Consider the following 23,000-nt stretch of genomic DNA (forward strand, 5'->3'; position numbering starts at 1 on the left):
AAATGTCAAAACAAAAAGTAAAAAATAAAATTTATGCTTTGATTATTGCGGTAACATTATTTGTATCTGTAAATAATTTGTCGCAAGCTGAAGAAAAAAGCGGGATAATTGGAAAAGAGTTAGCCGATAGCAGTACAACAACAAGTACTACTGGAACTGAAGAGCAAAATGATGAGATATCAGATGTTAAAATTAGATATAGTCAAGACGAAATTGATATGGCTAATCAATTATCAGAAAAAGTGAAGAAAAAAAGAAAAAAAGAAAAAAGAAAAGAAGCAAGAAGAAATCGAAAAAATAACAACATCTTTGAAGCTCAGGAACAGGCAAGAGAAGATTTAACAATTGGAGCAATTCAATTTACAAAATTGAATGAAATTACACCAGATGTTTTAATACCTGAAATGCCTGTAAAAACAGGAGATACTTATTCAAATAAAACTTTAAGTGATATTTATTTAGCACTTAAAAGATTGGGATATGTAGCAGAAGCTAATGTTATTCCAAGAATACGTGGAAATGTAGTAAATATAGAAGTTCAAGTTGCAGAAGTAGAAAATGCTGGAACAGTTCTGCAAAGACAAAGAATGCAAGAAGAAATGCAAAAAGAAACAGAATACACAGTAGCAAATGTAGATATTGAAGGTACAAACAAACGTGATAAGGCAGAACATTTAAAAGATTTACCAATTAAAGCGGGAGATATTTTTATACCGCAAAGAGCAGTGGATGGAGCACAAAAAATATTCAAATCAGGATATTTTGCAACAGTTGAACCAAAAATTGACAGAAAAGCTGATAATACAGTTTCTATAGTTTACCAAGTTCAAGAAAATCCAGATGTACAAAGTATAAATTTTGAAGGAAATACTCTTTATAAAGATGAAGAGCTAGAAAAAGCATTAGGTATAAAAAGAGGAGAAATCTTAAATGGTAATTTATTGAATCCAGATGATAATGGAATTCTTAAATTGTATGCTAAAGATGGATACTCTTTAGCGAGAGTTGAAACAATAAATGTTTCAAATGAAGGAGTTGTAAATATCGGATTGACAGAAGGAGTTGTTGATTCTGTTACATTTGAAAAAGCACCAGAAAAAAATGATAACGAAAGACAATCCTCAAAACGTTCGACTTTAAGAACAAAACCTTATGTATTTGAAAGATATCAAGAATTAAAACCAGGGCAAATTTTCCAAGAGAAAAATATTGAAAGTACAGTAAAAGAACTTTATAGAACAGGAATGTTTACTAAGATAGTACCGTCAATTGAAGGAAAAGAAGATGATCCAAATGCAAGAGTTATAAAATTACTTGTGGAAGAACGTCCAACTACGTCAATTAATGGAAGTATTTCTTATGGAACTTCAGTTGGATTAGTAGGAGAACTTAAATTATCAGATTCAAACTTCTTAGGAAGAGGACAAGATGCTGGAATTACACTTTCAGCTTCAAATAAAGGAGACAAGACATTTGAACTTAGCTGGTTTGATCCTTGGTTAAAAGGAACTGAACAAGTTCAACTTGGAGGAGCAGTTTATTGGACTCAATCAGTAGATGACAATGCTGAAGCTGATGAAGTAGAAAAAGTTAAGAAATACGGAACTCGTTGGACAATTGGTAAAGGTCTTAATAAAGATATTGGAGTAAGTTTCTCTGCAAGATATGATAATTATAAAGAATTGTTTGGAAATAAAAAAGTAAATGATAAATATAAATTGTTTGCAATGGGACCAACAATTACTTTAGATACAAGAGATAATAAGTTCAGCCCTACAAAAGGATTGTATGCAACAATGTCGTATGAAAGAGGAGAACTTATAAAAGATCCTAGAAAATACGATCAGTTTGAAACAGATTTAAGAGCTTACCATCCAACATTCTTTGGTGAAAAAAATGTAATGGCGTATAGAGCAGCTTGGGGAACAACAGGAAGTGGAACTCCAGAAGCATTAAGATTTAGCATAGGTGGAGCTGAATCTGTACGTGGATATGATTACAGTGCGTTTGATGGATTTGATAAATTCCATGCAACTATTGAAAATAGAACCAAAATTAACGATACATTGCAGTTAGTAGCCTTCTTTGATATAGGAAATGCTTGGCAAAAAGATTCAAGAGATCCAGTTACAGGTAAAAAAATCTATAAACCAAACAGAAAAGATGCTCATGACTTTAAAGATCTTAAAAAAGGTTATGGAGTTGGGGTAAGATTGAATACTCCAATTGGGCCATTAAGATTTGACTATGGTTGGCCAATGGATCCTGAGAAAAAAGGTGAGAAAAAAGATAAAGGTAAATTCTACTTTAGCTTTGGACAATCATTCTAGTTTTTTCAGACTAACTAAAATATAAACTAAAAAAATTATAGGGGGTGATTAATTTCATCCCTATAATTTTATAAAAATTTCATAACTGTTAATAATCAAAGCAAGGAGAGGTTCAAAATGTATGATATAAAAGAAATTGCAAAATTGATAAATGGAGAAATAAGAGGAAATACTGAGTTAAGTTTTACAAGAATTGCTCCGTTTTTTCATTCAACTGAGAAGGAATTAACGTTTGCGGCAGATGAAAAGATGTTAAAAAATATGGATAAATGCAGTGCAGGAGCTGTGATTATTCCTGATTTGCCAAATTTACCTGCAAATAAGACTTTTATTGTTGTAAAAGGCAATCCTAGAGAGTTAATGCCGATATTGCTAAATTATTTCAAGCCTAAATTACAGCCGTTTGAAAATCAGATAGAAAATTCTGCACAAATTGATGAAAGTGCAAATGTATCAAAAATAAACACTTATATTGGACATAATGTAAAAATTGGAAAAAATGTTGTTATCTATCCAAATGTTTCAATTTTTGAAGGAACTGAAATAGGTGATGACTGTATAATTTATTCAAATGTAACAATACGGGAATTTACAAAAGTTGGAAGAGGTACAATCTTGCAGCCGGGAGCTGTGATAGGATCTGACGGGTTTGGATTTGTAAAAATTAACGGAAACAATGTAAAAATTGAGCAAATTGGACACGTAATATTGGGAGAAGAAGTTGAAATTGGAGCAAATTCGTGTGTTGACAGAGGAGCAATTGGAGATACAATTATAAAAAAAGGTACAAAAATTGACAATCTTGTTCATATTGCCCATAATGACATAATTGGAGAAAATTGTCTGATTGTAGCCCAAACAGGTATTTCTGGAAGTGTGGAAGTTGGAGATAATTCGACTCTTGCAGGACAGGTTGGAGTGGCAGGACACTTGAAAATTGGAAGCAATGTAGTGATTGCCGCAAAATCTGGAGTAACTAATGATGTGCCGGATGGTAAGCAAATGTCAGGTTATCCGCTTCGTGAACATATAGAAGACTTGAGAGTGAAAATGGCGATGGGGAAAGTTCCTGAACTTGTAAAACGAATGAAAAAGTTGGAAAAAGAATTGGAAAAAACGGAAGCAAAAAAATAAAAATATAAAATTTTGCACATCAAAGTTGTGAAATTTGAAAACTTCCTTGACTTATTAATTCAAATGATGTAGAATAAATAACAGATAATAAAAAATATTATAAATAGAGAGAGAAGGGAGTTATAGATGAAAAAAATACTTTTAGGTATCTTTATGCTTTTGTGCATAGTTAGCTGTGGGTCAGGGCCTGACAAAACAGTGTCAAAATTTATTGAGAGTGTAAAAGCTGAAAAAATGAAAGAGGTGGCAAAATATGCGATTGATGATAGTTTTGAGGGGAACTTGGATGTTAAGTATAACAATAAAATTCAAGAATTACTTTTCAAGACATTATTAAAAAATCTTGAATATAAAATTGTCAAGACAGAAAAACAAGATAATGAAACAACAATTGTAACAGTAGAAGTAACAAATGTGGATGTTGAAAAAATATTTTTACAAGTTTTCAAAAAAATGACACAAGAAACTTTTTCAGGAAACGGTTCTCATTTAATGTCAGTTGATGACAGATTTAAAGAGGAACTTGAGGCAAAAGATAAACCAAAAACAAAAAATCTTACAAAATTTGTAGTTAAGAAAACAGCCAATGGAGAAAAAATAGTATTAACAGCAGAAAATATTGATGTTTTACTTGGTAAATTAAACACAACATTATCAAATTTAAACACACTTGGTGGAACTGAACAAGAAACAGCAGTAGAATTACCAGAAACAGGACCATCAACTGGATTATCACAAAAACCAGAAGAACTTAGAAATCAAAATAAATAAAATAAAATAATTTAATTATTAAATAAAACAATCATTCTTTTACTTTTATAAGTTAGTCTGGTTGTTTTTTATTTACAAAAATTTTTATATTAATTAAAATAAAATTAAAAAAAGTTGATTTTTAAAGATTTTTATTGTATAATTGTAGTATAAAAATAAAAAAGGGAGGAATAAAAATGGCTACATCAAGTTTTTTAAGATTACCAGAGTTTAAGACTGATAAGGAGATAGATGGTTTAATAAAAGCATTGGAGAATGACAGAAAACCAGAATTAACAGGTGTAAAGGCTGAAAAAATAACAGATGAAAAAAGAATTAGAAGAATATTGGATAAGAAAAGATGAAAATATCAAGATTGTCAATAAATGATTTGTTGAAGTATGATACAGAAGAGTATGTAAAAGAAAATATTTTGAATACATTTAGTAGTAGAAAAAATAATAATGTAGAAGATTTTTTACATAATAAAGCAATATTTTTTGAGAAAAGTTCTATTTCAACAACACATTTAATTTTTGATAATAATGATACTTTGTTAGGTTATTTTTCAGTAGCAAATAAAAGTTTAATATTACCGAATGAAAGATTTGAAAATTTAAGTAATAGTAAACAAAAGAAATTAATGCAAAGTGGACAGAAGGTTGGTAACGGATTTTACTTAGTGAACAGTTATTTATTAGGACAATTAGGGAAAAATTTTAATTTATCAGAAAGTGAACAAATAAAAGGTAATTTTTTATTATCGCTTGCTTTTGAGTTATTGCTGGAAGCAAAGGAATTGATAAATGCCAAATATGTCTGGCTGGAATGTAGAAATTCAGACAAACTTATAGATTTTTATAAAAAATTTGGCTTTGAGAAGATAGATAATTTTATTTCTAAAGATGGGCTGGTTGTTATGATGATGAAATTGGATAGGAAAAATTGATTGGGGTGAAAAATACTGCTGTTGATTTGGATAGGAGTATTTTTTTTTAATGGGATTTAAAAATTTTTAATTTGTCTTTTAATAAAATATTTGAAATTATATTGCAATTTTTATATAAGCAAAGGAAATTAATCTCCATTTTCCTTTGTTTTATAAAAAAAACATAGAATTATGGAAAAACATTTATTAATAATAAGCAGTTTTTCAAAATTTAAATAAAAGACTTAATGATAAAATTTAATTGAAGGATATTTTTATAGCTACATAGGTTATATAATAGCATAATTTTATAAAAAAGATTTTAATTCCATGAATTTTCTGATTTTTGTTATTTAAATGTCAAATAGTATCAGATATAATTTTATTTTTTATTAGATTTTTGGAAGAAATATAAAAAATTTGCATTCTGTTGTGAGATAATACATATGTGACAAGAATATACAAAAAAAGAAAGGTTTCTGATATAATGTAAGCCAACCAAAACCACATTAAGGAGAAACCTTTCATATGAGTAGTATATCAGAAATATACCGTGTTCGTCAACGGGCAATTGAGTATGCAATAAAACATAATAATAATTCAAAGGCAGCAGTGAAATATAAAACATCACGTCAGCAGATAAAACGTTGGAGAGACAGATACGACGGCACAGTCCAGTCTCTTCTGCCAAAAAGCAGAAGACCTGAAAGCCACCCAAACCAGCACACGCAGGAAGAAATAGAACTGGTTATGAAAAAATACAGGAAATTTGGCTATGAAGGGCTGGCAGAAGTTTATGTCAAAGCGAGAAAGGAAGGCTACAGCCGTACATACGATTCAATGTGCAGGATAATAAGGAAAATGAAGGGCAATGCCAAAGAAAACATTAAAAAGCCGCATAAAAGAAAAAAGAAGGCTGAACAGGCGAAGTACCCTGGGGAAAGAGTACAGATAGACATAAAATATGTTCCGGAAGAATGCATACAGTTTGGCACACGTGACCAGAAGTATTATCAAATAACGGCATTAGATGAATATACAAGAAAAAGAGTGTTAAGGATAGCAGATGAAAAAAGCACCTATCAGACCGCAAAGTTTCTAGAGAACTTGGAAAGGGAGCTGGGATTTGACATAAAGAAAGTTCAGACAGACAATGGGAAAGAGTTCACAAATTCTGAAAGTGATAAGAAAACGCTGTTTGAGGTGAAACTGGAGGAGAAGGGGATAGAGTACGTGACAACCCGTCCATATTCGCCATGGGAGAATGGAAAAGTGGAAAGAAGCCACAGGCTTGACAGCAAGTACTATGGGGACAAGAAATTTAAAAGCAAGGAAGAACTGTTAAGGGCAATAAGGAAATACAATACAAGATACAACAACATATCAAGAAAAGTACTGGGCTTTAAGAGTCCAAATGAAGTATTAAAAGAGTACAAGGAAAATCAGTAGGTTAAAGATACATTAGGAAAGAAATATTTTTTTTAATATATTTTTGTAACAAATGTTTGACATCTATACAAAAAATTTGCATTCCAATTTGAAATATTATATAATGAAGGTGTAAAAAGAACACAAATAGTTAAGACATAAAATGGAATAAATATATTTGATATGGATATTTAAAACGTAAGGAGATGATATGCAATGTTTAAGAAAATTTTACTGATGATAATTCTTGTGATGTCTGTTGTGGGATGTGAGCTGTTTGATCCTAAAGGCTGGAAAGAAGCACGAGAAGATATGAGAAAAGAAGGTAGAAAATGTTATAAAAGGGCTAACGGTGATTATTACTGCAAGGACAGGTACGGAAATATTGTATATTAGCTATGTGTGATACGGAATAGATGAAATAATGGCAGTTTAAAAACAACGAATTTGAAGGACAGGGGCTTCCTATACAGAGGAATGTTTTCCTGTCTTTTTTCTTTTGAGTAAATATTTTATTTTTGTTCTATCTACGTTCTATTTTTTCATTAATTTTCTGATGAAAGTCAATTTTGTTTTCAACATTAATAACATTCACTAATTTACGTTTAATGAATTATCTTGTTTTTTTGTATAGAATATGATATTCTAATAATGTAATTTTTAAAAATAAATTTTAATAAAATTGAGATTGAATTGATAAAAATTAAGTGAATTTAGATTTGGATAGGAATAATTATAATAGAAGGATGTTAGGAAATATGGGAAAATCAGAAATAATTAGAGGGACAAGTAAATGTGCAAGATTTTTTGTCTGTGATACGACAGAGATTGTAAAAGAGGCAAAGAAGATTCATAGACTTGATCCAATAGCGACAACTGTTTTTGGGAAACTATTGACAGCAACAGCTATGATGGGGAAAGATTTGAAAAATGAGAAGGATTTAGTGACAGTTAAAGTAAATGGAGACGGACCTTATGGAAATATGCTTGCAACTGGGAATATGAAAGGGGAAGTAAAAGGTTATATTGGAAATCCTGAAGATAAATTTCATCAGATAATTGACGAAAATGGAAATTTTATAAAAGATGAGACTGGGCAAGTGAGATTTGTTGGAAATGGAACAATGCAAGTTATAAAGGACTTGGGACTGCGTGATTCATTTTCTGGCGTTACAAAAATAAATGAAGAGGATATTGCAGATATAATTGCTCATTATTTTCTTTTATCAGAGCAGATAAAATCAGTTGTTGCACTTGGTGTAAAACTGGATGAAAATGGAGAAGTAAAAAGGGCTGGAGGATATCTAATACAGCTGTTGCCAGGTGTGGAAGATGGATTTATTGATAAACTGGAAAATAAATTACAGCAGATTAGAACGATTACTGAACTTCTGGAAGGTGGAATGAGCCTTGAGCAGATTGTGGAACTGCTTTATGAAGATATTTCGGTATTTGAGGAAGAAACTGATGTTGATGGCGCTCATAAAAAGATTTATGTGGAAGATTTTGAAATTTTGGAAAAATCAGAGATAGAGTATAGATGTAATTGCACTAAAGATAAGTTTTACAAGGGATTAATCACGCTTGGAAAAGAAGAAATTGATAAAATTTTGGAAGAGGAAGGTAAAATTCAGGTAGAATGCCATTTTTGCGGTAAAAAATATGATTTTGGAAAAGAAGATTTTAAAAATTTATAAAATAGATTTGCTTGGAATTATGTTTATACTGTTTTAGGTAATTGTAGAATTAATAATGCAGAAATCAAACTGAATACAGTGTTTTTAATTTAAAATATCAAAGTTTTATTGTAAAAATATTGGAGAAAAATGATAAAAATTGGATTTATAAAAACATTGTAGTTGTTAGAAATTTTAAATTTTTATAAAAAGCAAACAGTTATTTGATTATGATGCAGATTTATTATGATAAAAAAACTGGAAAGGAAGAGAAAATGTCAAAATTAAGAGTAGGAGTAATACGTGGGGGAGTTTCAACTGAAAGGGAAGTTTCTTTAAAGACAGGAAGTGAAATTGTAGCAAACTTGAATAGAGATAAATATGAGGTTTTTGATATTGTGATTGATTCAGAAAAGGAAGTTTTTGAAAAAGTAAAAGACTTGAATTTGGATTTTGTTTATATCGCTTTACACGGTGTATTTGGAGAAGACGGGAGAATACAGGCAATTTTACAAAGTCTGGGAGTGGCTTACAGCGGGCCTGGAGTGATGTCAAGTGCAGTTTGTATGGATAAGGAATTTTCGAAAAGAATTGTGGCTGGATACGGAGTTAGAATTGCGAAATGGAAAAGCGTACGTGTAGGCGAAACTGTTGACTTTGAAACAATAAAAAAAGAATTGGGAAATCGTGTTGTAGTAAAGCCGAATAACGGTGGTTCAAGCATTGGAGTAAGTTTTGTGGAAAGTCAGGAAGAACTTGAAAAAGGGCTGGAACTTGTTTTTGGAATGGATAAGGAGGCATTGATTGAGGAAGTTCTGCATGGTGTGGAAATAAGCGTACCTGTGATTGATGGGGAAGTTTTTCCAACACTAAGAATTGAGGCTCTTGCAGGAGATTACTTTGACTATGAATCAAAATATGCAAAAGGTGGGGCAAACGAATATGTATTTGAATTTCCTGAAAAAGTGCAGGCTGAAATTAATAAATTTGCAAAAGACAGTTATTACGGGCTAAAATGTGAAGGATTTGCAAGAATAGACTTTATGGTGGTAAATGAAGAAACGCCATATTTTATGGAAGTAAACACATCGCCTGGAATGACATCTGCAAGTCTATTGCCAAAAAGTACAGCTTCAAAAGGTTATGATTATCCGCAAACATTGGACTTGTTAATACAATCTTCAATAAAAGTGGAAAGATAAAAGGATTAAAAATTTTAAAAAATAAAAATACAAAAGGGAAGTGGAAAAAATGGAAAGAATAGCAAGTTTTACAGTAGATCACATCAGATTAAACAGAGGAATTTATGTGTCAAGAATAGACGAAGTTAATGGAAATTATTTGACAAGTTTTGATATAAGAATGAAATTACCAAACAGAGAGCCAGTAATAAACATCGCAGAACTTCATACAATGGAGCATTTGGGAGCAACATTTTTGAGAAATCATCCAACTTGGAAAGATGAAATCGTATATTTTGGACCTATGGGCTGCAGAACAGGATTTTATCTTATCTTAAAAGGAAAATTGGAATCAAAGGACATTGTTGACTTAATGAAGGAACTTTACAAATTTATGGCAGAATTTAAAGGAGCAATCCCAGGAGCGACTGCTATAGAATGTGGAAATTACTTGGATCAAAACTTGCCTATGGCTAATTTTGAGGCTAAGAAGTATTTGGAGGAAACGTTGGAGAATTTGGGAGAGGAAAATTTGAATTATCCTGAGTAAAAAATACTATGACCATTTTTAAGAAGTATTTAAAAATAAGGTGGTAAAAGGATGGAAGAATTAAATACATTTGAAAAAACTTTACCAGATAAATTGGATTTTCTAATTAAATTGGAGCAATTCGTGAGTTTAGAAAAAAATAGTTTGAAAAAAATTAGTTTAGCAGTTATTTTTTTAGAATTAATGCAGAAAAATGGAAAAAGTGCAGAAATAAAAAAGATTAATGGACTTGAATATGTTTATGAAAATTTAACAGGATATTATTTTTTAGTTAGCTCAAAAAAATCAGGAAATTGTTATGATTATATTATAAAAATTTTTCATGAAAAGTTATTTCCAAATGGAGTAATCGATAAAATAGTAGGAAATTATTCTTCTTTTGATAGTATAAAAGAAAGAGCAGAATATTTGTTGAGTAGATGGATAGAAATTGGGAAATTAGATTTTTATGTTTCATTATTGGATTTTGAAAATATAAATTTAAAAATGGAAAAATTAAAAGTTGAAAATAAATGGAAATTAATTATATATGAAAATATAAAAACTTCATACATTAAAGATTATAATTTGGATACAGAAGAAGCACTGTATTGTGATATTTTTTTGGAAAAACTAAAAATAGAACCTTTGTATGATAAAATTCAATATAATGAATTTTTGAAAAATATATCTCCTTTATTGAAAAAGGAATTATTAGATACAGCTGAAAATTATGAAATTAAAATATTAGTTGATAAATATCCTATTACAAATAATAAAATGCAATTTTTAGATGATGAAATGGATATTTATATTACTAAAAATGATTCAAATATGCATCCTTTAGAAAGTTATCCTGAAATATATTTTAGAGATACAGTGAATTCTTGGAAAAAATGTGAGATTATGAAAAGCCGAAAGCAAAAAATATTTATTCTAAATATAGAGCTTAATGATGAAAAATGGAAAAAATTGCCAGAATTCCAGATAATGCCTGAAATAGAGCATAAAAATGTATTTCCACCTGTTTTTAAAAAAGTAGAAAATAACATTTTCGATATAGTTTATATTCCTAGAGACTGGGATGATGATGACCTTGGATTTAGTATATCAGAAGAATTATTAAAGAAAATGATAGGATTGGGTTATGATGTTGAAATTATAAGTAATAAGGAGAGATTTTTTAATACGCATTCACCATATAAACTAAAAACGGAAAAAGATATTTTATGGATTTATGATTATGAAAATAATTGGTATATATTGCCACTACTAGATTTTGATACATTAGAACGAAAAGTTATAGATGGAGAAGTTGTGACGTATACAACTACTTCTATACAAGTGTATCATGAAAAACATTGTCCAGATGGAAAGTTGTATTTTCAAAAATCAGAGATAAAAAATTATGGGATAAGTGATGCGATTCATTTGGGATTTGGTGAGTGGGTTGTTAATGAATATCAAAAGTTGATTGAAAATTATAAAAGTAAAATTTAAGTGTCTAGATTATAATGAATGAGTAGGAAAAATACTAATCTTGTTGAGAAATTGAAAGATTATAATTTTTAACTTTGATTCTGAAAATGAAAAGGAGAGATTTTTTATGAAAAAAGTAATGATTTTGGTTGCAAGTTTAATGGTTGTAATTAGCAGTTTTGCTGGTTATACGAGTGATATGATTAATAGAATGGAAACTAAAGAGAAAAGTGTAGAGGATTCTTTTGGAGGAAGTAATGCTGAAATGAAAGAAGCATCTTCGGTTATTTTGGACGGCTGGAATGATGAATTAAATAAAGTTTATAAATTATTAATGTCAAAATTGTCAAAAAAAGAACAAGAGAAACTTAGAAATGAAGAAAGAGCATGGATAAAAAGAAAAGAAAGAGTTGCAAAAGAAGCGGCAGATGAATTTTGTGGAACTGTAAATGGACAAAAACTTTGTGGAACAGGTTATGGTTTGGAATACACACAATCATTGATTAACTCGACTAAAAATAGAGCGATTGAATTATCTAAAAGATATGAAAAATTGAAATAAGTTTAGAAAGAAAATTTATATACAGTAAAACTACTTTGAAACTGAACCTAAAATTTATGACTATTGTACTCAAACCCTAAATTCATATAATTTTTAATAGTTTTATTTTAAAAGAGTTTCAGTATATTTAGAATTTGATAAAACAAATATCCATTGTTGTTTCTAAAAAAGGAGCTTTATGAAAAAATTAATGATTTTATTTTTGGTTATTTTTTCGTTAAGTTTTTCATTTGAATTAAAAAAAGAAAATTTTAAAATTACGAAAAATAAGAGTTTAAAATTATCAGAAGAGGAAATGAAAAACCAAAGTGAAAAAGTTGTTGAAGTTTTTAATAAAGAAATTTCAGATAGGATAGAAAGTAAAAATAAGGGTATTGGATATTCGGAAAATACTGATTTGGAAACAGGTGAAAAAAATTTTAAAGTGAATATGCCAAATGTTTTGATGAATAACAAAGTTTATGAAAAAACAATTTATGAAATTGAAAAAATTAATTTTATTTCAAAAAACAAAGTAGAGATAATTTATACTGAAAAATCTCCGAATATTTTTGAAATTATGTTCTCTGAAGAATTTAATAAAAAACTTGAAGATAAAGTTTCAAAAGAATTGGGTTATAAATTAGATAAGGAAAAAATTAAAAAATTGTCCAATGAAGAAAGATTGAAAGCAAATGTAATAATTTTGTATGAATCTCAAAATGAAATGCTAAAAAGATTGGATAATAACGAATTTGAATATGAAACGGAAAAGAGAAAAATAATTTTGGAAAAAAATCAGAAAGAATGGGAATATAAAGATGAAGAAACATTAGAAAGTGATGGTTTTGATATTTTTGATTCAATATTTGAAAATTTTGGAAAATAATTTGAATAAATTAGAAGAGGTATGAGTAAATGAAGAAGATATTAGTATTATGTTTACTAACAGCAAGTCTTGGATTTTCTGCAAATTATAAGGTGGAAGTTAAGCCAAATGTGAAAATTCAAAAAGAAGAAATTGAGAAAAATAATGCAGGGATAGAAAATGCTTTTGAAAAATTTGTGGAAAAACAGAAGGCTGAGGGTATTAGAGAGGCAGAATTAACTACACAAAGCAGTCAAAGACTTGGAATGGCGTTAACTGATGGGATGGCAAAACAGCTTGTTTATGATACACAATATTCTATAAAAAAAATTGAATATATTTCAAGTGACATAGTTAATTTAGATCTTGAAATAAAGATTCCTGAATTAGATAGTAGAAACTTTAGTGAAGATGAAATGATGAGAGTAGTTTCTAAGAGATTTAAAGAAAAAACTGGGAAACCAATAGAAATTTTAAAAACTACACCAGAAAAAAATATAAAACCTGAATGGGTTTCAACATTATTCCAACTAATGAGTGATTTTACAATAGAAAAAGTTAAAACTACAAAAATATTTACTTACCAAAACGCAACAATAAGTTTGAAAAAAGTAAATAAAGAATGGACATTTCATAAGATTGTAAAACAGTAAAATCAAAAAAATTAAATTTAGAAAGGAAATGAAGTTATTCTGAAATTTTGGAATAACTTTATCTTGTTAAAATGAGTAAAATAATTGATACGCATACGCACATTTATGATAAGCAGTTTGAAAATGATTTTGATGATGTGATGAAAAGAATTGAGGATGAGCTGGAAGGGATTGTAAGCATCGGATTTGATTTGGAAAGTTCGATAAAAAGCATTGAACTTGCGAATAGATATTCGTTTGTGAATGCGGTAATTGGAGTTCATCCTGTGGATATAAAAAAATATAATGATGAAGTGGAAAAAGAACTGGAAAGATTGGCATTGACTGAGAAAAAGGTTGTTGCGATTGGGGAAATTGGGCTGGATTATCATTGGATGGAGGACCCAAAGGATGTTCAGATTGCTGGATTTAGAAAGCAGATGGAACTTGCAGAAAGGGTAAAAAAACCAGTTGTTATTCATACAAGAGAGGCTTTGCAGGATACGCTTGATGTTTTGAAGGATTACAAAAATGTTGGGGGAATTTTGCATTGTTATCCAGGTTCTTTAGAAGCGGCAAAACCGTTTTTAGATAGATATTATCTAGGAATTGGCGGAACTTTGACGTTTAAAAATAACAAAAAGACGAAGGAACTTGTGAAGGAATTGCCTTTGGAAAAAATTGTTTTGGAAACAGATTGTCCGTATTTAACGCCTGTGCCTTTTCGAGGGAAACGGAATGAGCCAGTTTATACAAAATATGTAGCAGAAGAAGTGGCTAAAATTAAAGAAATTTCAGTAGAGGAAGTTATTAAGATAACTACTGAAAATGCTAAGAAAATTTATGGAATATAATGGAATTTAGAAATTAAATAGGAGATAAAATGTGTATTGAAAAAGAAAATAAAGATTTTAAAAATCCAATAGAATATAAATTAGAAAAAAAAGATGGAAATGCACGTGCTGGAGTTATAAAAACACCACATGGAGAGATAAAAACACCAGTATTTATGCCAGTTGGTACACAGGCGACTGTAAAGGCGATGACTCGAGAGGAATTAGAAGAGATTAATTCTCAAATTATTCTTGGGAACACGTATCATTTGTACTTGCGCCCTGGAGATGATTTGGTAAATGATTTTGGCGGTCTTCATAAATTTATGAGATGGGATAAGCCAATACTTACTGATAGTGGTGGATTTCAAGTATTTAGTCTTGGAGATTTGAGAAAGATAAAGGAGGAAGGAGTTCATTTTCGTTCGCATTTAGATGGATCAAAACATTTTTTATCGCCTGAAAAATCTATTTCGATTCAAAATAATCTAGGAAGTGATATTATGATGGTGCTGGATGAATGCCCGCCAGGACTGTCAACACGTGAATATTTGATACCATCCATTGAAAGAACTACGAGATGGGCTAAGCGTTGTATTGAAGCAAATAGAAATAAGGATAAGCAGGGGCTTTTTGCAATTGTGCAAGGTGGAATTTATGAGGATTTACGGGATAAAAGTTTTGAGGAGCTGTATGAGCATGATTATGGGTTTGCTGGGTATGCTTTAGGAGGGCTTGCAGTAGGAGAGCCACGTGAGGATATGTATAGAATTTTAAAATATAGCACGCCAAAACTGCCTGAAAATAAGCCACGTTATTTAATGGGAGTGGGAGAACCTGTGGATATGCTTGAAGCTGTGGAACATGGAATTGACATGATGGATTGCGTTCAGCCTACAAGAATTGGTAGACACGGTACTGTATTTACGAAGTATGGGCGTCTTGTTATAAAAAATGCGATTTATTCACGAGATAACAGACCACTTGATGAAGGTTGTGACTGTTATGCCTGCAAAAATTATACGAGGGCGTATATTAGGCATTTATTCAAGGCTGGAGAAATTTTGGGACAAAGGCTTGCAACATATCATAATTTGCATTTTTTGCTAAAACTTATGGATAATGCACGTGAGGCAATTATTGATGGAAGGTTTAAGGAATATAAGGAAGAAGTGCTGAAAAACTATGCCATGGGAAAAGAAAGTGAATGGATAAAGCCAAAGTCGATATAAAAATTAGAAAATAAAATGCAATAAAAAAGTGCTATTTATTTCATAACAAATATTTTTTCATTCCAGATAAAAAATATAAGTTAAAAGTAAATAGCACAAACATAAAATACTACATTTCTTTAAATGTCAATGTTTTTCCATCATCTGTCATAAAAGTCAAACGATTGTTATCTAATTTAATCTTTTTTGAATTTTGTAAAATATTCAAATACTGGCTTTCAAGTCTCATAAAGTTATCTGGTCCTGCCATTTTTGTAGAGCCGATAGGTCCAACCATAATATTATCTGATGCCATTATGTAATTTGAAAAATAGTTGTTTACTCCTGAATCGCCATGTATTCTGTCTTCTGAAAAATTAAGAGTAATTCTTATTTCATTTGTTGTCAATATCTTTCTCATTTTTGTGTCAGAAATATCAATAAGTTTCCAGCTAGTATTCAATAATTTTTTTTTCAAATTTAAAAGAGAAAGTGAATCCTTGTCATTCTGATTAACTGTATTTGACTTTTTAAAAGTCCAAATATCGCCAGCTTTGTTAGTTAAAGTTAAAGTATCCTTGTTGTATTTAATCACAGGGTTGGATTGCAGAATATCAAAGAAATCCTGTTCGAGATTCATCAAATCTAGAGAACCTCCCATCAAAGTTGAAGTTACTGTGGCAGAAAGAGTAGAATTTCTGTTAATTTTATAATTTCCTGAATATCCATTGATTCCACCAAATCCATTAATCTTATTTTTTGAAAAATTAATAGTAACATTTGTATTTTCTGAAATATAAGAATTAAATCTATTTTTCTTAATTTGAGTTAATTTCCATGAAGTTTCATTTAAATTTGAAAGAGGAAGTGAATCCTTGTCTGTTTGATTAACTGTATCAGGATTTTTAAAAGTCCAAATCTCTCGCTTGTTAGTTAAAGTTAAAGTATCCTTGCTGTATTTAATCACAGGGTTTGATTGCAGAATATCAAAGAAATCCTGTTCGAGATTCATCAGATCTTGAGCACCTCCTGTTAAAGTTGAAGTTACTGTGGCAGAAAGAGTGGAATTCCTGTTTAATTTATAACTTCCTGAATATCCGTTAGTTCCTCCAAATCCGTTGATATTATATTTTAAGAAATTAATTGTAACATTTGCTTTTTCTGGAATACGGGAATTCCGTCCATTTTTCCTGATTTCTGTCAATTTCCACGAAGTTCCGTTCAAATTAGTGCTAACAGCGTCTCTTTTTTTCACAGCCGCATTCAAAAAACCACAGCATAAAAGAAGCATTGTAAAAATTCCAACTAAAAAAAATCTTTTTTTCATTTTAAAAACCTCTTTTCATTATTTTTTCTCTTTTCCTTTGTTAATTCAATATTATCATATTATCATTAAAGAATTATGAGAATTTTAAAAATTATTTGGTTTTTATAAAATATTTTTATTCAGCTTGAAAATTTTTCAGTTACTTATATATATTTTTTCATTTTTATTATCCGATTCCAGTTTATTAGAAGTAATATAATTATGGAATAAAGAAAAAACCGCCACGAAAATAATTTGAAAGAGTAAAAAGCATAACAAATATTTCACTCACAACAACTCTAAAACTTACCCATTCTAAATCAACTAGTCTTGGAAAACATTTTGCAAAAAGCTGAAAATAGTTAAATTCACTATGGTATTCCTTGTAAAGCATATTTGTGACATCAAAAGTATTTATTATATAAACTATTGAAAATGTAACGATAAATAGTGAAAAGGCGTCAAAAAAAGAGAAATCATCAGCTTCAAATCTATTGAATCCATTTATTTTATTTGAAAAAAACATATATCCAATATAAGATGCGATTGGAATGGAAATGCTGAAAATCAAGGAAATAAAATTTTTATTAAAATAAAAAGCGATGTAATATATGATAATTCCTATCAACGAAAATAGAATTGCACCTAATAATCCAAATAGGATTTGTTTAAATTTATAATTAAAATTCTGTATAAGTTTGTTCATTGAGTATAGTGTATTCCTTTCAAAAAATTTTATTGTCGTGGAAAAACCTTCAGGTTGTAGTTTTCTGCAGAATTATGGAGGTATAAAATGGTAATTTGTCATCTGTTTGCTAAAGATCAGATACAATCTTGAGGCGGTGAACCTCAAAAAATATTATAACATAAAAAAATACCCCAATCAATAATAGATAAGAGTATTTTTCTCCCTGTTTAGTCTGATATGGACGAATTCCATTATTTTGCTAATTATAGCACAAATTTTTTATTTTTCAATCATATAATTTTTATTTTTTTATAAATTTATGATAAATCCAGTCAACTATGATAGCTATTGCATTATCCCCAGATACATTTGCCGCTGTTCCAAAGCTGTCCTGTGTTATGTAAAGAGCGATTAGAAGCGAAGCTAAAGGACTGTTTGCGGCGATTCCAACCATTCCTAGAAATGGAAGTGCTGACATTATTGCTCCTCCAGGCGCTCCAGGCGCGGCTACCATTGCGACTCCTAGAACTAGGATAAATGGGAAAACTTTTGTTACATCGTAAGCCATATTGTTCATCATAAGAACGGTAACAACACAGCTTGTTATTGTAATGATACTTCCTGCTAAATGGATTGTAGCACATAATGGCACTACAAATTCACGTATTTCAGGCGATGTTCCGTTTCGTTTTGCACATTCCAAATTTATTGGGATTGTGGCTGCTGAAGATTGTGTACCAAGTGCTGTAAAATAACCTGGAATTTGATTTTTCATACAGGTAAGCGGATTTTTCCCTGAAATTCCTCCAGCAAATACAAATAAAGCTGAAATATATAAAATGTGAAGAATTATCACACAGACAAATACTTTTAGGAAAATAGAAAGTGTCGTAAACATCTGTCCGCTGTAAGTCATGTTCATAAATGTTCCAAAAATGTAGACTGGAAGTAGAGGAATAACCGATGTGCTCAGTAATTTTGTGATTATTTTTGAAAACTCACGAAAAAGGTTGTAGGTAGTTTGTCCTTCGCCGTTATTTCTAAGCCAGCTTATTGAAAGCCCCATTATAAAGGCAAAAACGATTGCTGAAGTTACATCAAACATTGGTGCGAGAGGAATTTCGAAATAAGCTGTTAAAAGATTTTTCTCAGGGTGTTCTATTGCTGCAAAAGAGGTAAAATTAAGAATTTTTGGAAAAATATTAGTTGCCATAAGATAAGATAAACTTCCTGCCACAATTGTGGAAACATAAGCTATCAATGTAGTAATTCCCAGCAATTTTCCTGCTCCTTGACGTAAATCTGAAATTCCTGTCACAACAAATCCGATTATCATAAACGGAATAACAAAAGATAAATACTTGCTAAATAGCGACGAAAAAGTCACAAAAATCCTAATAACAGGACTTGGTAAAACTAATCCCAGTACTATACCAAGCGTTATTGCTATAATTAAACGTGGCACAAGCCTGATTTTTTTCATAAATTTTTCTCTCCTTATATATTTTTTGTATAACTAAAATAAATCCCGCAACCCAACCTCAATATTATCAATTAACATACGGTAGTAAAATTTACAGTAATTTGTACAAATGTAACAATACTGGGATTAATTATAATTCTTGTAATTTCCCCGCACTACTTCATCTTGTAAGATATTTTTTCCCTAATATCCAAAGGTTTATGTTCACCTTAATAATATCTACACCTAAAATTTATTTAAATTATATTTTTTTATTTTTCAATCAAATCAATAGTCCAGTTTGCCTGCTGTAATTTTGTATCAGTTTCACGAATTTCCTTAGATAATTTATCCAGCTGCTTCTGCTGTACTGGAACATTGATTGTACTAAAAACTTTTATTTCCGTTGTGGAATAAAGATTTATCTTTTGGCTTGCAATTTCTATAAATTCACGCAGGATTGCTGCTTTTTGTGAAAGTGTGTCTTTTTTTGCAATTAATTCGACTAATGAAATTCCATCAATCTTTGAAAGAGTATTTGTTTTGTTTATTTTTATTATTAAATCATTTAATTGAGAAATTAAGTTGTCTAATTCAGTTAATAAAAGTTGAGGATTTTCAGTAGGTTCTTCGTGTTCCTGAACTTTAGCATTATTGTTAAGTCTTGTTTTTAATTGTGCAATTCTTTTTTGAATATCTGCACGTAAAATAAGAGCTTCAGCAATTTTCAATCTATACACCTCCGATTTTTAATTTTTTAGTACTTAAAGTATAATAGAAAAATTAGAAAATGTAAAGGAAATTTTTATGTTTTTTATTATTGAAAATCATATGCAAGATATTTTTTTAACTTGTAAATATTTGTTGTAATGGTTACAAAATTATGATAAAATTAAAAAGGAAATTTTGAGAAACAAAATATTACTTGCTAAAATGAAAAAATTAAACTAAAATATGCAAATGGAGGGAATTATGGAATTATCAAAAGGTAAATTGCTGAATATTTATGAGCGAATGCTCAGTATAAGAGATTTTGATTTGAAGGTAAATCAGCTTGTAAAAAGAGGAATGGTGCCTGGAATGACACATTTGTCAGTAGGAGAAGAAGCAGCAAATGTTGGTGCTATTGCGGCATTGAATGCTGATGATCTTATTACATCTAATCACAGAGGACATGGACAGGTTATCGCTAAAGGGATTGACTTGAATGGAATGATGGCTGAAATTATGGGAAAGGCTACTGGAACTTGTAAAGGTAAAGGTGGTTCGATGCACATTGCTGATTTAGAAAGTGGAAACTTGGGAGCAAATGGAATTGTCGGTGGTGGACATGGAATGGCAGTTGGTGCAGCTTATACTCAGAAAGTGAAGAATACTGGAAAAATAGTAGTTTGTTTTTTCGGAGATGGAGCTACAAATGAAGGAAGTTTTCACGAAGCGATGAACTTGGCGTCAGTATGGAATGTACCTGTTATTTTTTATGCAATTAATAATGGATATGGAATAAGTACTTCAATTAATAGTGTTGCAAAAGTGGAGCATCTTTATCAAAGGGCTGCAGCTTATGGAATGCCAGGATATTTTATTGAAGACGGGAATGATGTTCTTTCAGTTTATGAAACTTTTGAAAAGGCTGTAAAGGATGTGAGAGAAGGAAAAGGACCTGTATTTATTGAAAGCGTAACTTACAGATGGTTCGGACATTCGAGTTCTGATCCTGGAAAATACAGAACAAAAGAAGAGGTTGACGAATGGAAGTTAAAAGATCCTAACTTAAAATTCAGAAATTACTTGCTTGAAAATAATATTGCGACAGAGGAAGAATTAGTAGAACTTGAAGAAAAATCAAAAAAACAGATTGAAGATGCAGTAGAATTTGCAAAAAATAGTCCAGAACCTACGTTGGAATCTGCATTTGAAGATATATTTGCGAATTAGAAAAGGAGATAGAAAATGGAAACAAAGTTGATGTCTGTAAAAGAGGCAATTATTACAGCAATGTCGGAAGAAATGAGAAAAGATGAAAATGTATTTTTAATGGGAGAAGATGTAGGAATTTTTGGAGGGGATTTTGGAACATCAGTTGGAATGCTCGATGAATTTGGACCAGAAAGAATAAAAGATACTCCAATTTCAGAATCAGCAATTTCTGGAGCTGCAGTTGGTGCTGCAATGACAGGGCTTCGTCCTATAGTTGATGTAACATTTATGGATTTTATCGTTTATATGATGGACAATATTGTAAATCAGGCGGCAAAAACTAGATATATGTTTGGTGGAAAAGGACAAGTGCCAGTAACATTCAGATGTGCGGCAGGTTCTGGAGTGGGTTCAGCTGCACAGCATTCACAGTCGCTTGAGTCTTGGTTTACTCATATTCCAGGAGTAAAGGTTGTTGCGCCAGGAACACCTGCTGATGTAAAAGGGCTTTTAAAATCAGCAATCCGTGATAATAACCCAGTAATTTTCCTTGAATATAAAGCACAATACAATATGAAAGGTGAAGTTCCTACAGATCCTGAATTTGTTATTCCTTTAGGAAAAGGTGAAATTAAAAAAGAAGGAAAAGATATTACAATTGTAACTTATGGAAGAATGCTGGAAAGAGTAATGAAGGCGGCGGAAATTGCAGAAAGTGAAGGGATTAGCGTAGAAGTGGTGGATCCTAGAACATTGATTCCGTTAGACAAGGAAATTATTTTGAATTCTGTTAAAAAAACAGGAAGAGTAATCTTAGTAAATGATGCTCACAAAACAAGCGGGTTTATCGGAGAAATTTCTGCAATTATTTCAGAAAGTGACACATTTGACTATTTGGATCACCCAATTGTGAGGTTAGCTGGAGAAGATGTGCCAATACCTTATAATCACGCTCTTGAAACAGCGATGGTTCCAAGTGTGGAAAAAATTGTAGAAGCAATTAGAAAAGTAAAAAATAAACAATAAAAAATATATAGGAAGAAATAAAATAGAAAGGAAGAAGCTATGGAAAATAATGAGTTAAGAGCTACTCCTGCAGCACGTAAATTAGCGCAGCAGATGGGACTTGATCTTTTTCTTGTGAAAGGCAGTGGAGCAAATGGACGTGTTCATAAGGAAGATGTAGAAACATTTAAATTTGAAAAGCAAGTAAGAATATCGCCACTTGCTAGAAAAATAGCATTAGACCATAATCTTGAATTGGAAAATGTCGTTGGGACAGGGCATAATGGGAAAATAATGCGGGATGATATTTTGAAATTGATTGCTAAACCGCAGGAAACAGAAGACTTGGCAAGACATGAAAAAGCTGTTGTTGCAGAAGAAAAAACGGTTTCACAGCAGGATATAGAAATTGTGCCAATGTCAGCAATGAGAAAAGTTATTTCAAAACGTATGACAGAAAGTTATCTAACAGCACCTACATTCGCACTTAATTACGAAATTGACATGACTGAAGCTATTGCACTAAGAAAGAAAATACTTGATACAATTTTAGAAAGTACAGGAAAGAAAATTACAATAACAGACATTATTTCATTTGCAGTTATAAAAACTTTGTTAAAGCACAAGTTTGTAAATTCAAGTTTGTCAGAAGACGGAACACAGATTATTCTGCATAATTATGTAAACTTGGCAATTGCAGTAGGATTTGACGGTGGACTTCTTGTGCCAGTTGTAAAAGGTGCAGATAAAATGACACTTAGCGAATTAGTTGTTGAATCTAAAAAGATAGTGAAAAAAGCATTAGATATGAAGTTGACGCCTGATGAACAAAGTGGAAGCACATTTACAATAAGTAATCTTGGAATGTTTGGAGTACAAAGCTTTAACCCGATAATAAATCAGCCAAACTCAGCAATCTTGGGAGTTTCTTCTACAGTTGAAAAGCCTGTTGTTGTAAATGGTGAAATTACAGTTCGTCCAATGATGACTTTGACACTTACAATTGATCACAGAGTGGTAGATGGACTTGCTGGAGCTAAATTTATGCAGGATTTGAAAAATGCTTTGGAAAATCCAATTTCTTTGTTAATTTAAAATT

Annotated in this window: 23 protein-coding genes; 19 read left to right on the forward strand and 4 right to left on the reverse strand. The window is 30.6% G+C overall.

Going from position 1 to position 23,000, the window contains the following annotated elements:
• Positions 1–2: 2 nt before the first annotated feature.
• From ACZ5B9_RS03915 to tgt, 16 genes are all read left to right on the forward strand, one after another.
• Positions 3–2,330 (forward strand): BamA/OMP85 family outer membrane protein, encoded by a 2,328-nt coding sequence (locus tag ACZ5B9_RS03915; protein WP_464423441.1) that lies wholly within the window; start codon positions 3–5, stop codon positions 2,328–2,330.
• A gap of 117 nt (positions 2,331–2,447) precedes the next feature.
• Entirely contained in the window at positions 2,448–3,464 is a 1,017-nt protein-coding gene (lpxD, locus tag ACZ5B9_RS03920) for a UDP-3-O-(3-hydroxymyristoyl)glucosamine N-acyltransferase (protein ID WP_464423442.1), read from the forward strand.
• A 126-nt stretch (positions 3,465–3,590) separates the two neighbouring features.
• On the forward strand, positions 3,591–4,235 hold the full coding sequence (locus ACZ5B9_RS03925) for a DUF4878 domain-containing protein (protein WP_464423443.1): 645 nt from the start codon (positions 3,591–3,593) through the stop codon (positions 4,233–4,235).
• A 176-nt stretch (positions 4,236–4,411) separates the two neighbouring features.
• Positions 4,412–4,579, forward strand: a complete 168-nt coding sequence (locus ACZ5B9_RS03930) for a hypothetical protein (RefSeq protein ID WP_169718713.1) — start codon at positions 4,412–4,414, stop codon at positions 4,577–4,579.
• Complete coding sequence (locus ACZ5B9_RS03935) at positions 4,576–5,163, forward strand: GNAT family N-acetyltransferase (RefSeq protein ID WP_464423444.1); 588 nt, start codon at positions 4,576–4,578, stop codon at positions 5,161–5,163. Before ACZ5B9_RS03930 ends, ACZ5B9_RS03935 begins: the two co-directional genes overlap by 4 nt.
• A 507-nt stretch (positions 5,164–5,670) precedes the next feature.
• Complete coding sequence (locus tag ACZ5B9_RS03940) at positions 5,671–6,591, forward strand: DDE-type integrase/transposase/recombinase (protein ID WP_464422173.1); 921 nt, start codon at positions 5,671–5,673, stop codon at positions 6,589–6,591.
• 195 nt (positions 6,592–6,786) lie between these two features.
• Positions 6,787–6,966 (forward strand): hypothetical protein, encoded by a 180-nt coding sequence (locus ACZ5B9_RS03945; protein ID WP_455036182.1) that lies wholly within the window; start codon positions 6,787–6,789, stop codon positions 6,964–6,966.
• Positions 6,967–7,328: 362 nt separating this feature from the next.
• A complete protein-coding gene (locus tag ACZ5B9_RS03950; protein WP_464423445.1) occupies positions 7,329–8,267 on the forward strand; it encodes an Hsp33 family molecular chaperone HslO in 939 nt (312 codons plus the stop codon).
• 254 nt (positions 8,268–8,521) lie between these two features.
• Positions 8,522–9,448: a D-alanine--D-alanine ligase gene (locus ACZ5B9_RS03955; RefSeq protein ID WP_464423446.1), complete on the forward strand. Its 927-nt coding sequence runs from the start codon at positions 8,522–8,524 to the stop codon at positions 9,446–9,448.
• Between the two features lie 49 nt (positions 9,449–9,497).
• Positions 9,498–9,977, forward strand: a complete 480-nt coding sequence (locus ACZ5B9_RS03960; RefSeq protein WP_015769976.1) for an S-ribosylhomocysteine lyase — start codon at positions 9,498–9,500, stop codon at positions 9,975–9,977.
• Positions 9,978–10,028: 51 nt separating this feature from the next.
• On the forward strand, positions 10,029–11,456 hold the full coding sequence (locus ACZ5B9_RS03965) for a hypothetical protein (RefSeq protein ID WP_464423447.1): 1,428 nt from the start codon (positions 10,029–10,031) through the stop codon (positions 11,454–11,456).
• A 106-nt stretch (positions 11,457–11,562) separates the two neighbouring features.
• Positions 11,563–11,997: a lysozyme inhibitor LprI family protein gene (locus ACZ5B9_RS03970; protein WP_464423448.1), complete on the forward strand. Its 435-nt coding sequence runs from the start codon at positions 11,563–11,565 to the stop codon at positions 11,995–11,997.
• 178 nt (positions 11,998–12,175) lie between these two features.
• A complete protein-coding gene (locus ACZ5B9_RS03975) occupies positions 12,176–12,865 on the forward strand; it encodes a hypothetical protein (RefSeq protein WP_464423449.1) in 690 nt (229 codons plus the stop codon).
• Between the two features lie 29 nt (positions 12,866–12,894).
• Positions 12,895–13,497 (forward strand): hypothetical protein, encoded by a 603-nt coding sequence (locus tag ACZ5B9_RS03980; protein WP_464423450.1) that lies wholly within the window; start codon positions 12,895–12,897, stop codon positions 13,495–13,497.
• 71 nt (positions 13,498–13,568) lie between these two features.
• Positions 13,569–14,330, forward strand: coding sequence for a TatD family hydrolase (locus ACZ5B9_RS03985; protein ID WP_464423451.1), 762 nt, complete (start codon positions 13,569–13,571; stop codon positions 14,328–14,330).
• A gap of 29 nt (positions 14,331–14,359) precedes the next feature.
• A complete protein-coding gene (tgt, locus tag ACZ5B9_RS03990; protein WP_464423452.1) occupies positions 14,360–15,541 on the forward strand; it encodes a tRNA guanosine(34) transglycosylase Tgt in 1,182 nt (393 codons plus the stop codon).
• 109 nt (positions 15,542–15,650) lie between these two features.
• Here the strand turns inward: tgt and ACZ5B9_RS03995 are convergent, their stop codons facing one another.
• From ACZ5B9_RS03995 to ACZ5B9_RS04010, 4 genes are all read right to left on the reverse strand, one after another.
• On the reverse strand, positions 15,651–16,847 hold the full coding sequence (locus tag ACZ5B9_RS03995) for an META domain-containing protein (protein ID WP_464423453.1): 1,197 nt from the start codon (positions 16,845–16,847) through the stop codon (positions 15,651–15,653).
• A 199-nt stretch (positions 16,848–17,046) separates the two neighbouring features.
• Positions 17,047–17,532 carry a hypothetical protein gene (locus ACZ5B9_RS04000; protein WP_464423454.1) on the reverse strand — a complete coding sequence of 162 codons (486 nt, stop codon included), beginning with the start codon at positions 17,530–17,532 and terminating at the stop codon, positions 17,047–17,049.
• Positions 17,533–17,815: 283 nt separating this feature from the next.
• Positions 17,816–18,997 (reverse strand): dicarboxylate/amino acid:cation symporter, encoded by a 1,182-nt coding sequence (locus ACZ5B9_RS04005; RefSeq protein ID WP_464423455.1) that lies wholly within the window; start codon positions 18,995–18,997, stop codon positions 17,816–17,818.
• Positions 18,998–19,248: 251 nt separating this feature from the next.
• The gene (locus tag ACZ5B9_RS04010; RefSeq protein WP_464423456.1) at positions 19,249–19,707 is read right to left on the reverse strand and encodes a DIP1984 family protein; all 459 of its coding nucleotides are present in this window, start codon (positions 19,705–19,707) and stop codon (positions 19,249–19,251) included.
• 241 nt (positions 19,708–19,948) lie between these two features.
• Here ACZ5B9_RS04010 and ACZ5B9_RS04015 point away from each other — a divergent pair, with 241 nt between their 5' ends.
• The 3 genes from ACZ5B9_RS04015 to ACZ5B9_RS04025 are packed head-to-tail and all read left to right on the forward strand — an operon-like array spanning position 19,949 to position 22,996.
• Entirely contained in the window at positions 19,949–20,914 is a 966-nt protein-coding gene (locus tag ACZ5B9_RS04015; protein WP_464423457.1) for a thiamine pyrophosphate-dependent dehydrogenase E1 component subunit alpha, read from the forward strand.
• Between the two features lie 15 nt (positions 20,915–20,929).
• On the forward strand, positions 20,930–21,922 hold the full coding sequence (locus ACZ5B9_RS04020; protein WP_464423458.1) for an alpha-ketoacid dehydrogenase subunit beta: 993 nt from the start codon (positions 20,930–20,932) through the stop codon (positions 21,920–21,922).
• A 39-nt stretch (positions 21,923–21,961) separates the two neighbouring features.
• Complete coding sequence (locus ACZ5B9_RS04025) at positions 21,962–22,996, forward strand: dihydrolipoamide acetyltransferase (RefSeq protein ID WP_147004876.1); 1,035 nt, start codon at positions 21,962–21,964, stop codon at positions 22,994–22,996.
• Positions 22,997–23,000: the final 4 nt, after the last annotated feature.

It is taken from the genome of Leptotrichia sp. SK-5 (assembly GCF_055387215.1).

Bases quoted from the DNA above. Each gene is read 5' to 3' on its own strand.
- ACZ5B9_RS03915 (WP_464423441.1), top strand. From the start codon at position 3: ATGTCAAAACAAAAAGTAAAAAATAAAATTTATGCTTTGATTATTGCG.
- lpxD (WP_464423442.1), top strand. From the start codon at position 2,448: ATGTATGATATAAAAGAAATTGCAAAATTGATAAATGGAGAAATAAGA.
- ACZ5B9_RS03925 (WP_464423443.1), top strand. From the start codon at position 3,591: ATGAAAAAAATACTTTTAGGTATCTTTATGCTTTTGTGCATAGTTAGC.
- ACZ5B9_RS03930 (WP_169718713.1), top strand. From the start codon at position 4,412: ATGGCTACATCAAGTTTTTTAAGATTACCAGAGTTTAAGACTGATAAG.
- ACZ5B9_RS03935 (WP_464423444.1), top strand. From the start codon at position 4,576: ATGAAAATATCAAGATTGTCAATAAATGATTTGTTGAAGTATGATACA.
- ACZ5B9_RS03940 (WP_464422173.1), top strand. From the start codon at position 5,671: ATGAGTAGTATATCAGAAATATACCGTGTTCGTCAACGGGCAATTGAG.
- ACZ5B9_RS03945 (WP_455036182.1), top strand. From the start codon at position 6,787: ATGTTTAAGAAAATTTTACTGATGATAATTCTTGTGATGTCTGTTGTG.
- ACZ5B9_RS03950 (WP_464423445.1), top strand. From the start codon at position 7,329: ATGGGAAAATCAGAAATAATTAGAGGGACAAGTAAATGTGCAAGATTT.
- ACZ5B9_RS03955 (WP_464423446.1), top strand. From the start codon at position 8,522: ATGTCAAAATTAAGAGTAGGAGTAATACGTGGGGGAGTTTCAACTGAA.
- ACZ5B9_RS03960 (WP_015769976.1), top strand. From the start codon at position 9,498: ATGGAAAGAATAGCAAGTTTTACAGTAGATCACATCAGATTAAACAGA.
- ACZ5B9_RS03965 (WP_464423447.1), top strand. From the start codon at position 10,029: ATGGAAGAATTAAATACATTTGAAAAAACTTTACCAGATAAATTGGAT.
- ACZ5B9_RS03970 (WP_464423448.1), top strand. From the start codon at position 11,563: ATGAAAAAAGTAATGATTTTGGTTGCAAGTTTAATGGTTGTAATTAGC.
- ACZ5B9_RS03975 (WP_464423449.1), top strand. From the start codon at position 12,176: ATGAAAAAATTAATGATTTTATTTTTGGTTATTTTTTCGTTAAGTTTT.
- ACZ5B9_RS03980 (WP_464423450.1), top strand. From the start codon at position 12,895: ATGAAGAAGATATTAGTATTATGTTTACTAACAGCAAGTCTTGGATTT.
- ACZ5B9_RS03985 (WP_464423451.1), top strand. From the start codon at position 13,569: ATGAGTAAAATAATTGATACGCATACGCACATTTATGATAAGCAGTTT.
- tgt (WP_464423452.1), top strand. From the start codon at position 14,360: ATGTGTATTGAAAAAGAAAATAAAGATTTTAAAAATCCAATAGAATAT.
- ACZ5B9_RS03995 (WP_464423453.1), bottom strand. From the start codon at position 16,847: ATGAAAAAAAGATTTTTTTTAGTTGGAATTTTTACAATGCTTCTTTTA.
- ACZ5B9_RS04000 (WP_464423454.1), bottom strand. From the start codon at position 17,532: ATGAACAAACTTATACAGAATTTTAATTATAAATTTAAACAAATCCTA.
- ACZ5B9_RS04005 (WP_464423455.1), bottom strand. From the start codon at position 18,997: ATGAAAAAAATCAGGCTTGTGCCACGTTTAATTATAGCAATAACGCTT.
- ACZ5B9_RS04015 (WP_464423457.1), top strand. From the start codon at position 19,949: ATGGAATTATCAAAAGGTAAATTGCTGAATATTTATGAGCGAATGCTC.
- ACZ5B9_RS04020 (WP_464423458.1), top strand. From the start codon at position 20,930: ATGGAAACAAAGTTGATGTCTGTAAAAGAGGCAATTATTACAGCAATG.
- ACZ5B9_RS04025 (WP_147004876.1), top strand. From the start codon at position 21,962: ATGGAAAATAATGAGTTAAGAGCTACTCCTGCAGCACGTAAATTAGCG.